A 12,460-nucleotide genomic window follows, 5' to 3' on the forward strand; every position below is an offset into this window, starting at 1 on the left:
CAGGAAGGCGGCGCCTTTCTCAATATTGGGTTTATGCCGCTTCGGAGGCCATCATCTGGACGGCCGAATCTATGTCTACCGCAACGATACGCGAAACCCCCTGCTCTTGCATGGTTACGCCGATCAATTGCTTTGCCATCTGCATCGCGATCTTGTTGTGCGAGATGAACAGGAACTGCGTCTGCTCGCTCATGTTGGCGACAAGGTTCGCATAGCGTTCGGTATTGGCGTCGTCCAGCGGCGCGTCCACCTCGTCCAGCAGGCAGAACGGCGCCGGGTTCAGCTTGAACAGCGCGAACACCAGCGCGGTGGCCGTGAGCGCCTTTTCTCCGCCCGAGAGCAGGTGGATGGTGCTGTTGCGCTTGCCCGGAGGCTGGGCCATCACCTGCACGCCGGCGTCGAGGATTTCCTCGCCCGTCATGCTGAGCTTGGCCTCGCCGCCGCCAAACAGCTTGGGGAAGAGTTCGCCGAAGTGCCCGTTGACGATATTGAACGTCTCTTGCAGCAGCTCGCGCGTTTCCCGGTCGATCTTGCGGATGGCGTCTTCGAGGGTTTCGATGGCCGTCATCAGGTCCTGGTGCTGCGAATCCAGGAACCCCTTGCGCTCGCGCGAGGTGTTCAATTCATCCAGCGCCGCCAGGTTGACCGATCCCAGGGCTTCGATCTGGCGCGAAATGCGGCCCACTTCCTGCTGCAGCCAGCTGGCGCGGCGCCATTCGTCGGGCTGATTGGACAGGAACTGGGCGAGTTCCTCGCGATCGACTTCACGTGCGTTGAGCTGTTCGGTGAACTGCTCTTCGGCCAGGCGGGCCGCCTGCTCCTGCAGTTGCAGTTCCATGATGCGCGCGCGGCGCGGCTCCAGGGTCTGCTCCTGCTGCTGCCGGTCTTCGTCGGCGCCGCGCAGCAGCGCAGCCAGGTTTTCCATCTCTTGGCGCGCACGCGACAGCGCTTCCTCGCGTTCCGCGCGCGCTTCCAGGGCGTCCTGCAAGCCGGCCTGGGACGCGGACGCGTCCAGCTCGGCCAGGTCGCCCATCAATTGTTCCAGTTCGACCGCGCCGCGTTGGCTCTGGTCGGCCGCCAGTTGCTGGTTGCGCTGCAGGTCGGTGATGCGGACCTGGATGCCGCGTTCGGCGAATTCGGCTTCCTGGGCAGCGCGCTCGAGCTCGCGCAGGCGGGTGCGGGCGGCTTCGGCCTGCGCCGACAGCGTCTCGCCGTCCATCTCGGCGTCGGCGAACCTGGATTGATGCTCGGCCAGCTCCTCGTCCAGGGTTTCGAAGCGGACTTCGGCCTCTTCGCGGGTGGCGCGCAGGTCTTCTTCGTGGGCCTTGATCTCTTCCAGATCCTGGCGCAGGCGCGAGGCGCGCTCGCCGGACTGTTCGGCCTGCTGCTGCAGCCGGGAATGTTCGAGCTGGATGTCGTGCACCCGGCGGGTGACCTCGGCCACGCGGGTGCGCGCCGGGGAGATGGCCTGGGATACCTGCTGCCAGGCGGCCTCGGCGCGGGCGACCGCGGCGCGCGCCTGGTCGGCGATCAGCTGCTGGGCCTTGATCTCGCGCTGCAGGTTTTCGATTTCCTGCTGGCGGGCCAAGAGGCCGGCCTGTTCGGAGTCGGGCGCGTAGAAGCGCACGCTGTGCGCGTCAATCAGGTGCCCGGCCTTGACCACGCAGGCGGCGCCAGCGGGCAGCGTCGCACGCTGGGCCAGCGCCTGCGTCACGTCGGCAGCGGTATAGATGCCGGCGAGCCATTCGTTCAGCAGCGTGCGCAGGTCCGGATCGGTGATGCGCAGCAGGCTGGCCAGGGGCGTCAGGCCGGCCGGGGCGGGCGGCGTGGGAGCCGCCACGGGCAATTGATAGAACGCCAGCCTGGCGGGCGGCGCGTCTTCGGCGAAGGCGCGCGCCCAATCCAGGTTGCGCACCTCCATCGAGGCCATCCGTTCGCGCAGCGCCGATTCCAGGGCGGTTTCCCAGCCCGGTTCGATGTGCAGCTTCTGCCACAGGCGCGACAGGCCGGCCAGTTCGTGTTTGGCCAGCCAGGGTTCCAGCGCGCCCTGCTTCTGCACGTCTTCCTGCAGCTTCACCAGCGCCGACAGGCGGGCTTCCAGGCGCGCCAGGTTCTGCGCTTCGGTCTGGGCGCCGGCCTGGGCGTGGCTGCGCTCGGCATCCGCCTCGGGGATGCGGCCTTCCAGGACGGCCAGTTCTTCCTGGGCGGCCTCGAGCTGGTCTTCGCCCGCCGCGCGGTCGCCGGCCAGCTGCTCCAGGCGCTCGGGATCGGGGCTGTGCAGTTCGCGCAGTTCCTGCTGCAGGCGCTCGCGCCGCTGGTCCAGAGTCTGCATCTGGCGGTCGGCGTCGCGCTGGGTCTGCGCCACCAGGGCCAGGTTCTGTTCGACGCGCGCCAAGGCGGCCCGCATCTCGTCGCGGCCCGCGGCGGCCTCGCGCACGCGCTGCTCGACCGACGGCAGGCCCGCCTGGGCGTCCTCGGCGGTGGCGCGCGCCTCTTCGGTGCGGGCGGCGGCGGCGGCCAGGTCGTCTTCAGCCTGGGCGATCTGTTCGGTGCAGTGTTCGCGCTGGCTGGTCCATTCGGCGATCTGCTGCTGGAGCTGGTCGCGACGCGCCTGCAGTCGGTTGCGGGAATCGACGACGTGCCGGATCTCGGCTTCCAGGCGGCTGACCTGGGCGTTGGCCTCGTACAGGGCGCCCTGGGCGGTGTGCACCGCGTCGCTGGCCGCGTAATGGGCCTGGCGCCGGGACTCCAACGCCGCTTCGCCCGCCCGCAAGCCGGCAATGGCGGCTTCCAGTTCGTTCTGGGCCTGCGCCATTTCCTGCGCTTTCTTGGCCCGCTCTTCGCGGGCGCCGGTTTCCTTCAGGAACCACAGGGAATGCTGCTTCTTTTCGCCGTCGGCCTGGAGTTCGCGGTAGCGCGTGGCGACTTCAGCCTGGGCTTCCAGCTTTTCCAGCTGGCTGTTCAATTCGCGCAGGATGTCTTCGACGCGGGTCAGGTTCTCGCGCGTGTCGGACAGGCGGTTTTCGGTCTCGCGGCGGCGTTCCTTATAGCGCGACACGCCGGCCGCTTCTTCCAGGAAGACCCGCAGTTCTTCGGGCCGCGCCTCGATCAGGCGGTTGATCATGCCCTGGCCGATGATGGCGTAGCCGCGAGCGCCCAGGCCCGTGCCCAGGAAGATGTCGTGGATGTCGCGGCGGCGGACCTGCTGGTTGTTGACGAAATAGCTGCTGGTGCCGTCGCGGGTCAGGACGCGGCGCACCGCGATTTCGGCGTAGGTGCTCCACTGGCCAGCGGCGCGCCCTTCGCTGTTGTCGAACACCATTTCCACGGAAGCCCGCGCGGCCGGCTTGCGGTTGCCGGAGCCGTTGAAAATGACGTCCTGCATGGACTCGCCGCGCAGTTCCGACGCCTTGGCCTCGCCCAGCACCCAGCGCACGGCATCGATGATGTTCGATTTTCCGCAGCCATTGGGCCCCACCACGCCGACCAGCTGGCTGGGCACGGGAATCACGGTGGGATCGACGAAGGACTTGAAGCCGGCGAGTTTGAGCTGAGTAAGACGCACAGTACGATGACGACGGGGTGGGTTGAACGAAAGGCGTTAACGGACCTGCCGCACAGATTGCAAACCGGCCCCAGAAGGGCCGGCTCTCATATGGGTCGTATGATACCGCAGGGAGTCTGTCCCCAGCGCTTGGCAACCGTCAACCCGCGGGCAAACGCGCAATGGCCCCGGACAACGGTCCGGCTATACTCCCTGACACTTTTTGGCACGACACATAATTTTCACGCGGACTGGCCGGGCTCTGGCCGAAGAACGGGGACATTCTTGAAACGTGGTTTCTATCTGGTCATGGCCGCGCAGGCCTTCTCGTCATTGGCGGACAATGCGCTGTTCATCGCAGCCATCGCCTTGATACAGGAACTGCACGGCCCCGACTGGTTGGCGCCCATGATGAAGTGGTCGTTCGCGTTGGCCTATGTCGTGCTGGCGGCCTTTGTCGGCGCCCTGGCGGATTCCTTCCCCAAGGGCCGCGTGATGTTCTCCACCAACGCCCTGAAAGTGGCGGGCTGTCTGCTGATGTTCTCGTACGCCAGCATCGGCGTCGCCCCGGAATACCAGACCTGGCTGGTGTGCGCCGCCTACGGCGTGGTGGGCATCGGCGCCGCCGCCTATTCCCCCGCCAAGTACGGCATCGTGACCGAAATGCTGCCTCCGGCCATGCTGGTCAAGGGCAACAGCTGGATCGAGGGGCTGACGGTCTTCTCCATCATCCTGGGCACGGTGCTCGGCGGGCTGCTGATCTCCTCGTCCGTTTCCACCGCCCTGCTCAGCCATTCCTTTATTGGCAGCCTGGTGCATACGCCGGCCGAGGCCGCCATCCTCGTCATCGCCTTCGTGTACCTGCTGGCGGCGCTGTGCAACCTGCTGATTCCCCGCACCCACGTGCGCTATCCGCCGCAGCAGAAGAACCCCGTCCGCCTCGTACGCACCTTCTGGGGCTACGTCTGCGTGCTCTGGAAGGACAAGCTGGGCCAGATTTCGCTGGCGGTCACCACCCTGTTCTGGGGCGCCGGCGCCACGCTGCAGCTGATCGTCATCGAATGGGGCCGCAGCCACCTGGGCTACCAGCTGGACAAGGCGTCCATGCTGATGGGCGTGGCCGCGCTGGGCACGGTGGTCGGCTCCATCCTGGCCGGCCGCATCCCGCTGCGCCGCGCGCTGGCCGTGCTGCCGGTGGGCGCCGCCATGGGCTTGGTGGTGCTGCTGATGCCGCTGGTCTACCAGCCCTGGAGCGTCTACCTGCTGCTGCTGCTCACCGGCGGCCTGGCCGGCTTCTTCGTGGTCCCGATGAACGCCCTGCTCCAGCACCGCGGCCATGTGCTGCTGTCGGCGGGCCACTCCATCGCCGTCCAGAACTTCAACGAGCAGCTCAACATCCTGCTGATGGTGGCGATGTACACCCTGCTGCTCTGGCTGGAACTGCCCATCAACGTGATCATCGTGATCTTCGGCACGGTGGTCGCCGTCCTGATGGTGGTGTTCATGCGCTGGAGCAAGCGCAACATGCAGGCCAACCCCGACCTGCACGATCAGATCGGCCAGGAAGGCCATGGCCGCGCGCTGGACTCGTCGCACTGATTCGCCAGCCAGGCACTTGATATTCCAATGAAAAAACCGGGCAGATGCCCGGTTTTTTCATTGCCCGCCGCCTGCGCGTCAGAGGGCGCGCGCAGCCAGCTTGAGATCCTGCCAGGCTCGCGCTTTTTCGGAAGGACTGCGCAGCAGATAAGCCGGGTGATAGCTCACGATCACCGGAATCTGCGCGCCCTCGTCCGTCTTCAACTGGTGGACCCGGCCGCGCAGGCTGCCGATGGTTGCATCGGTGCCCAGCAGCGTCTGCGCCGCAAAGCGGCCCAGCACCAGGATGCGCTCGGGCTTGAGCAGCGCGATCTGCCGCATCAGGTAGGGACTGCAAGCCGCGATTTCCTCTGGCTTGGGGTTCCGGTTGCCGGGCGGACGGCACTTGATCACGTTGGTGATGAAAACGTCGCGCTCGCGGCTCATGCCGACGGCCGCCAGCATGGCGTCCAGCAATTGCCCCGACCTGCCCACGAAAGGCAGGCCCTGGCGATCTTCCTGTTCTCCGGGCGCTTCGCCCACCACCAGCCAGCGGGTAGGCTGCGCGCCCTGCCCGAACACCGCGTGGCGCCGGCCCCGGCACAGGCCGCAGGCGGCGCACGCCACGACCAGCTCAGCCATTTGCTGCAGGCTGGCATCCTTGACCGCCTCGGCGACCGGGATGGGCGGCGGCGCCTCATCCGCCAGGGCCTCGACCTTGGGCGCGGGCGGCGGCGGCGGGCCGGTGCGATTCCGTATCGACGCAGGGATGGCCGCCGCACGGGCCGACACCGGCTCGGCGGAGACGACGGCGCGTTCCGCGGGCGCCGCGGCTGGCGGAACCACGGCTACGGCCGCCGGGGCTTCCGCCACAGCGGCGGGAGGCGGCATGGGCGCGACTGGCTCAACCGCAGCAACTGGCGCGGTCGGCCGGACAGCGTCGGCCGGCGCGATGGCGGCGCGGCCGGGCGCCGGGCCCGGCGCCGGACGCAGCCACAGCCGCTCCATGCCGATCTCGCGCAGCCAGACCCGCTGCAGGGGATTGACGCGCGGCGGAGCCGGCCGCTGTGCGGCGTCCTGGGGGCTCATGCCGGCGCTCCGGCTGGCGAGTCGAAGCGTTTCTGCATGACCAGCGCGTCCTCCCGCCCGCCCTTCTCCGCGGGGTAGTAGCCGCGCCGCAGACCTATCTGCAGATAGCCGTGGCGCTTGTAGAAACTGATGGCGGACGTGTTGGACGGGCGGACCTCGAGCAGCAGGCCCTCGAGCCCCCGCTCGCGCGCCTGCCGCTCGCACCATTGGAGCAGCTCGCCGCCCAGCCCCTGGCGATGCAGGTGCCGGGCCACGGCGATCACGAGTAGATGGGCCACGTCCGGCGCAAACATGACGATGCAGAATCCGGCCAGCTTCCCGTCGCGCCGCAGGGTCCAGGCGCCATAGCCTGCCTGCAGGGCGTCCGAGAAATTGCGCCGCGTCCAGGGAAAGGACTGCACGTGCGCTTCCAGCGCCACGACCTCGTCCAGGTCAGCCTCCGTCAGCGGCTGCGGGACCGGGGCGGCCAGCGAAGGTTGGGCCTTGGGATTTCCGCCTTCGCCGCGCATGCGTTCCGCGGTAGTGAAGGCCACCTTGTCGCGCACGTATAGCGGCGCGGCCAGCTCGGGAGCCAGGGCATCGCCGCGCAGCCAGCCCAGGCGGGCCAGGCGGGCCACGCTGGCGGCCTGCGGGCGCAGGGCCTCGGCGGTGGTCCGGCGCCAATGTTCAGGGTGGCCCATGTCCGCCGCGTACGCATCCCAGGCATCCCCGGCCAGCAGCAATTCCAGCGGCCGGCCCGCCCGTTCCGACCAGGCCGGCAGATGATGCGCCGTCCAGGGCACGACCTCGGACGCGGCGATGAGCATGGGCGCCTGCAGGGTTTCCCAGGCAGGATCGTCCGGGGAAGCGCCCGCCCGGCGGTAGACGGCCAGATAGACCTCATTCATGCGGGCGTCCAGGGCCACGACGATGGCCTGGGCCTGCGTCGCGTCCGCCTGGGCGGCGACCGCCTGGTGCGAAACAATGGGCAACACCGGAATGCCCAGGCCCAGCGCCATGCCCTGGGCCACGCCGCAGGCGACGCGCAGGCCCGTGAACCCGCCAGGCCCCTGGCCGAACGCCACGGCATGCAACGCGGACGGAGCCAGTCCGGACTCGGCGAGCAACTCATCGGCCATGGGCAGCAGGCGCTCGGCGTGCTCCTGGGAACCTTCGTGCTCCCTGACGCTGACTTCCAGGCGGCCGTCGACCGCCCGCAAAAGGGCCACGCCGCATCGGGACGAAGAAGTTTCAAGAGCCAGCAGGTTTAGTTCCATAGATGCAGATTGTACGAAATAAGCCGCCTTTCCCCCCGGGTGTAAGGGGGATTTCAACCAGGGTTCGCAATGTGTAATATCTTGTGAACGCCCTCTAGCCCCCGGTTCTTGTCACTGTTACATTTCCGGCCATGAATACGCAAAACACCACCCCCACCCGAAAAATCCTTGTCGTCGACGACGATCCGCGCTTGCGCGATCTGCTGCGCCGGTACTTGTCCGAGCAGGGATTCAACGTTTTCGTCGCCGAAGACGCCAAAGAGATGGGCAAACTCTGGCAACGCGAGCACTTCGACCTGCTCGTGCTGGATCTGATGCTGCCCGGAGAAGATGGCCTGTCCATCTGTCGCCGGCTGCGCGGTGGCCACGACAACACTCCCATCATCATGCTGACGGCCAAGGCGGAAGAAATCGACCGCATCGTCGGCCTGGAGATGGGCGCGGACGACTACCTGTCCAAGCCTTTCAATCCCCGGGAACTGCTGGCGCGCATCAATGCGATTCTGCGCCGCCGCGGCACCGAGGAACATCCCGGCGCCCCCAGCCAGGAAAACGAATCCATCGCCTTCGGCCCCTACGTGCTGAACCTGTCCACCCGTACGCTCACGCGCAACGGCGAACAGGTGCCCATCACCACGGGTGAATTCTCGGTGCTCAAGGTGTTTGCGCGCCATCCGAAGATTCCCCTGTCCCGCGACAAGCTCATGGAACTGGCCCGCGGTCGCGAATATGAAGCCTTCGATCGTAGCCTGGATGTCCAGATCTCCCGCCTGCGCAAGCTGATCGAACCGAACCCGTCCAAGCCCGTATTCATCCAGACCGTCTGGGGCCTGGGATACGTGTTCGTCCCGGACGGTGGTAGCTGACCGTCTCGCCCGCCCGGGGCAGGAGCGCAGCGTCGTGCCGCGCCTGCGGAGAACCTTCAGGAACCTGACATCGCGTCTGCGGCTCGGCTTGTTCGGCCGCACGTTCCTGCTGCTCGCCGCATTGATGCTGGTCAGCCTGGGCGCGTGGCTACAAGTATTTTTCAGCATGGAGCTGGGACCGCGCGCCAATCAGATGGCGCAGCGGGTGATCACGGCCGTCAATATCACGCGCACCGCGCTGATCTATTCGCATAACGGCGAACGCAGCAAACTCCTCCTGGACCTGGCCACCAATGAAGGCATCCAGGTCTACCCGCGCGAAGTCACCGACTTTGCCGAAGCCCTCCCCGACGACGACTACTGGCAACGCGTTGCGCAGCATATCCGCACGCGCTTCGGCCCGGAAACGCAGATTGCGTGGGGCGTCAACCAGGTGCCCGGCTTCTGGGTCAGCTTCCAGATAGAAAAGGACCTGTACTGGCTGGTGTTCGAGCGAGAGCAGATCGGGCTGACCGGCGGGATCGAATGGCTGGGCTGGGGCGCCACCGCGCTGCTGCTGTCGCTGGTCGGCGCCGCGGTCAGCGTGGGCTTCGTCAACCGACCGCTGTCGCGGCTGGCCCGTGCCGCCCAGGTGCTATCGCGGGGCGAGACGCCCGCGCCGCTGCCCGAGCAGGGGCCACTTGAAATCCGCGACCTCAACGCGTCGTTCAACCGGATGGCCAAGGATCTGCGCCAGGCCGAAGCCGACCGCGAACTGATGCTGGCCGGCATTTCGCACGACCTGCGCACACCGCTTGCCCGCATGCGGCTGGAGATCGAGCTCAGCGGCGTATCCGAAGATGCGCGCCAGGCCATCGACGAAGACCTCGGCCAGATCGACCACAGCATCGGCCAGCTGATGGAATACGCCCGGCCGGCCGGCACCCTGCCGCAACTGGCGACCGACATTTCCGCCGTCCTGGCCGAACTCTACGAACGCGAGCGCAGTCATACCGCCTCGCTGGGCGGAGAGCTCGAGGCCTCGCTGGAACCTGGGCTGCGTGCCCGCATCACCGCGCTCGACCTCAAGCGCATCGTCAGCAACCTGATCGAAAACGCGCGACGCTACGGCCGGTCGACCGACGGCATGGCGCATCTGGTCATGACGCTGCAAGCTGAAGGGAGCATGATCGTCATCGAGGTGTCCGACCGCGGACCGGGCATCGCGCCCGAAGACGTGGACCGCCTGCTGCGTCCGTTCTCCCGCGGCGAAGCAGCGCGCACCGGCGTCAGCGGCGCGGGCCTGGGCCTGGCGATCGTCGAACGCCTGCTCAAGCACGTCGGCGGCTCGCTTCGCATGCTGCCCCGCGAGGGCGGCGGACTGACCGCCCGGATAGAGTTGCCCAAAGCCAAGTTTAGGAATTATCAATTAGACAACGATAATCCATAGCGTAGAATTTATGGTTTGAGGCACTGCCTTATCTCCACCCAACAACTACTGGGAGTAAACATGAAAACTGTTGGCGACAAACTCGAGCCCTTCAAGGTCACCGGCGTAAAGCCCGGCTTCAACCAGCACGAAGAAAATGGCGTGTCGGCGTTTGAAGACATCACCGAAAGCTCGTTCCCCGGCAAGTGGAAGGTGATTTACTTCTACCCGAAAGACTTCACGTTTGTTTGCCCGACCGAAATCGTCGGCTTCAACAAGCTGGCCAAGGACTTCGAAGACCGCGACGCCGTCCTGCTGGGCGGTTCGACCGACAACGAATTCGTCAAGCTGGCATGGCGTCGTGAGCACCCGGACCTGAACAAGCTGGGTCACTACCAATTCGGCGACACCACCGGCGCCCTGATCGACCAACTGGGCGTGCGTGAAAAGGGTGCTGGCGTTGCCCTGCGCGCCACGTTCATCGTTGATCCGGACAACACGATCCAGCACGTTTCGGTGAACAACCTGAACGTCGGCCGTAACCCGGAAGAAGTTCTGCGCCTGCTCGACGGTCTGCAAACCGACGAGCTCTGCCCGTGCAACCGTACGGTTGGCGGCGCAACGCTGTAATTTCCAGCCCGGTCCGGAGCCTGCCCGCGCAGGCCCCGTTCCGGGCTTTAACTGCTCTAGATTATAGGTAAAAACTATGGAATTTCTTACGACCATTAAGGAACAGCTGCCGGATTGGGCCAAGGACATCCGCCTGAATCTGGACGCCGTGATCGCCCGCTCCACCCTGGCGCCCGAAGACGCCGTGGGCGCCGCCCTGTCCGCCGCCTATGCCGCGCGCAGCCCGGTGCTGGTGGAAGCCTTCAAAAGCGGCCTGTCGGAAGGCGATGCGAATGCCGCCCTGACCGCCTCGGCCCTCATGGGCATGAACAACACCTGGTATCCGTACGTCGAAATGACCGGCGACGCCCAGCTCAAGAGCCTGCCGGCCCAACTGCGCATGAACGCCTACGCCACCCATGGCGGCGTCGAGAAGAAGCGCTTCGAGCTGTTCGCGCTGGTGGCCTCCATCATCGGCAAGTGTCATTTCTGCGTGGCCTCGCACTACGAGAACCTGAAGAACGACGGCCTGTCGACCGAACAGCTGCGCGACGCCGGCCGTATCGCCGCGGTCGTCAACGCCGCCGCGCTGGCGCTGGCGGCCCAAGGCAAGTAAGCGACCCGCCGACCAAAAGAAAGCCCGCCTGCTTCCTCAGCAGGCGGGCTTTTTCCATTGCGGCGCGGCGCGCTAGTTCTTGGCTGCCGGCTTGACCGGGGCGGTGGGCAGGCCGTTCGCAGTCCATGCCTCCATCCCGCCGCGATACCAATAGGCGCGCCATCCCAGCGTCCCCGCGCGCAGGGCCGCGTTATACGACGAGCGGTCATTCATGCCTGCGCCCATGAACACGATGGGCGCGTCGCGGCGGCCGCCCGTGTTCTTCTGCAGCCACGCGTCCAGCGCGCTTTGCAGGCTGTCCGCGACACTGCCGTCCGACCCCGCATCGGCCAGCGGGAACGCGATGGGCAGCGTATCGCGCAGCCCGCTGGTGTCGATGATGAGGATGTTCTTGTCGTTGTTGATCATCTTCACCAGGTCCGCGGTCGTGATGATCTCGGCCCGGGTGTGCTTGTTGGGCGTCGGCCCGCGGTAAGGCGAAGAAAACAGCATGGACGTCGGCGGCACGCCGCTGTCCTTCAGTTCGTCGAAGGCGCCGCTGGGCAGTGCGGGCATGCCCTGCCCCGGCGCGGGCTGCTGCCGGGGAGCTGCCGGCGCCGCGCCTTCCTTGTTGGCGACGACCTCGCCGCCCACGGTGCCCATTTCGATGTCGGAAATCATCACCGCGATGTTCTCGATCAGGTCGTAGCACATCGTGATCGAGCCTTCGCGCGGGCTGTACCAGGCGTTCAACTGGCCGCAATCCTTGAACACGACGTTCACGGGCCGGGGCAGGACGTAGGTCTGGCCCAGCAGCTTGATATTGGCGGTGATCGCCTCGGACAGGTTGTTGGCGAACAGATTGCCGATCTTGCGCTTGGACGGTTCGAACACCACGTTGACCGGCGCCCCGGGCGTGTCGGCGGGACGCTGACCGTCGGGCGACCAGGTTCCGACGCGCGTATGCGGCGCCAGGAGCCGGCGCCAGGCGCGGTTCTGCTTGTTGAATTCGTCCGTGCAGCGCGCCTTGGTCCGATCTTCGAATCCGACGTGCTTGGCCACGGGCTCGAAGACCGAGGGGTTGCCGCCGTACATGATGCACAGCATGTTGCGGAAGCGCTTGAGATCGCCGGTGTGCTCGTCCTGCCATGCCGACGTGGCCGAAGCACCCCGCTTTTCCGCCAGTTTGCCGCTGTAGTACCACTGCAGCGCCGCGTAGGTCGCGGCGTCGCGGGCCATGATGTTCACGTCCTTGTCGTTGGACGGGTACATGGTCGGCTCGACGATCTGCAACGCCGAGTACATGTCGACCGCGTCTTCCTCCGCGCCCGTGGAGGGCAGCTCCAGTTCTCCGATCAGCGCATGCCCGAACTCGTGCAGGAAAATGCTGCGCATGATCCCGACGTAGACGCCAACGATCCGCAGGGTATCTCCGCCGAACCTCGGATACGGGCCGGCGCCAGGCAGGGCCGGGTTGTTGTTGGCGGGCGCGGGCGCCGCGGCCGGCGCCTGCTG

The 12,460-nt window shown here is 66.5% G+C and carries 9 protein-coding genes; 5 read left to right on the plus strand and 4 right to left on the minus strand.

Features of this window, described 5'->3' with window-relative positions:
• Positions 1–31: 31 nt before the first annotated feature.
• Positions 32–3,565, minus strand: coding sequence for a chromosome segregation protein SMC (smc, locus tag ABE485_RS14495; protein WP_346515975.1), 3,534 nt, complete (start codon positions 3,563–3,565; stop codon positions 32–34).
• A gap of 264 nt (positions 3,566–3,829) precedes the next feature.
• Here smc and lplT point away from each other — a divergent pair, with 264 nt between their 5' ends.
• Complete coding sequence (gene lplT / locus ABE485_RS14500) at positions 3,830–5,143, plus strand: lysophospholipid transporter LplT (RefSeq protein ID WP_346515976.1); 1,314 nt, start codon at positions 3,830–3,832, stop codon at positions 5,141–5,143.
• A 78-nt stretch (positions 5,144–5,221) separates the two neighbouring features.
• Here the strand turns inward: lplT and ABE485_RS14505 are convergent, their stop codons facing one another.
• Both ABE485_RS14505 and tsaB read right to left on the minus strand, forming a co-directional pair.
• On the minus strand, positions 5,222–6,211 hold the full coding sequence (locus tag ABE485_RS14505) for a uracil-DNA glycosylase (protein ID WP_346515977.1): 990 nt from the start codon (positions 6,209–6,211) through the stop codon (positions 5,222–5,224).
• Positions 6,208–7,467 carry a tRNA (adenosine(37)-N6)-threonylcarbamoyltransferase complex dimerization subunit type 1 TsaB gene (gene tsaB, locus ABE485_RS14510; protein WP_346515978.1) on the minus strand — a complete coding sequence of 420 codons (1,260 nt, stop codon included), beginning with the start codon at positions 7,465–7,467 and terminating at the stop codon, positions 6,208–6,210. Before tsaB ends, ABE485_RS14505 begins: the two co-directional genes overlap by 4 nt.
• A 131-nt stretch (positions 7,468–7,598) precedes the next feature.
• Here tsaB and risA point away from each other — a divergent pair, with 131 nt between their 5' ends.
• The 4 genes from risA (at position 7,599) to ABE485_RS14530 (ending at position 10,966) form a co-directional block, all read left to right on the plus strand.
• Positions 7,599–8,333: a response regulator transcription factor RisA gene (risA, locus tag ABE485_RS14515; RefSeq protein WP_003813882.1), complete on the plus strand. Its 735-nt coding sequence runs from the start codon at positions 7,599–7,601 to the stop codon at positions 8,331–8,333.
• Between the two features lie 34 nt (positions 8,334–8,367).
• Positions 8,368–9,762, plus strand: coding sequence for a sensor histidine kinase RisS (risS, locus tag ABE485_RS14520; RefSeq protein WP_346515979.1), 1,395 nt, complete (start codon positions 8,368–8,370; stop codon positions 9,760–9,762).
• Between the two features lie 60 nt (positions 9,763–9,822).
• Positions 9,823–10,371, plus strand: a complete 549-nt coding sequence (locus ABE485_RS14525; protein ID WP_006217982.1) for a peroxiredoxin — start codon at positions 9,823–9,825, stop codon at positions 10,369–10,371.
• Between the two features lie 76 nt (positions 10,372–10,447).
• Positions 10,448–10,966, plus strand: coding sequence for a carboxymuconolactone decarboxylase family protein (locus ABE485_RS14530; RefSeq protein WP_042796792.1), 519 nt, complete (start codon positions 10,448–10,450; stop codon positions 10,964–10,966).
• Positions 10,967–11,038: 72 nt separating this feature from the next.
• Here ABE485_RS14530 and ABE485_RS14535 read toward each other — a convergent pair.
• On the minus strand, positions 11,039–12,460 hold a 1,422-nt coding region (locus ABE485_RS14535), incomplete at its 5' end, for a DUF4344 domain-containing metallopeptidase (RefSeq protein WP_346515980.1).

Origin of the sequence: Achromobacter spanius (assembly GCF_039673305.1) — a bacterium.
Classification (GTDB): Bacteria; Pseudomonadota; Gammaproteobacteria; order Burkholderiales; family Burkholderiaceae_B; genus Achromobacter; species Achromobacter spanius_F.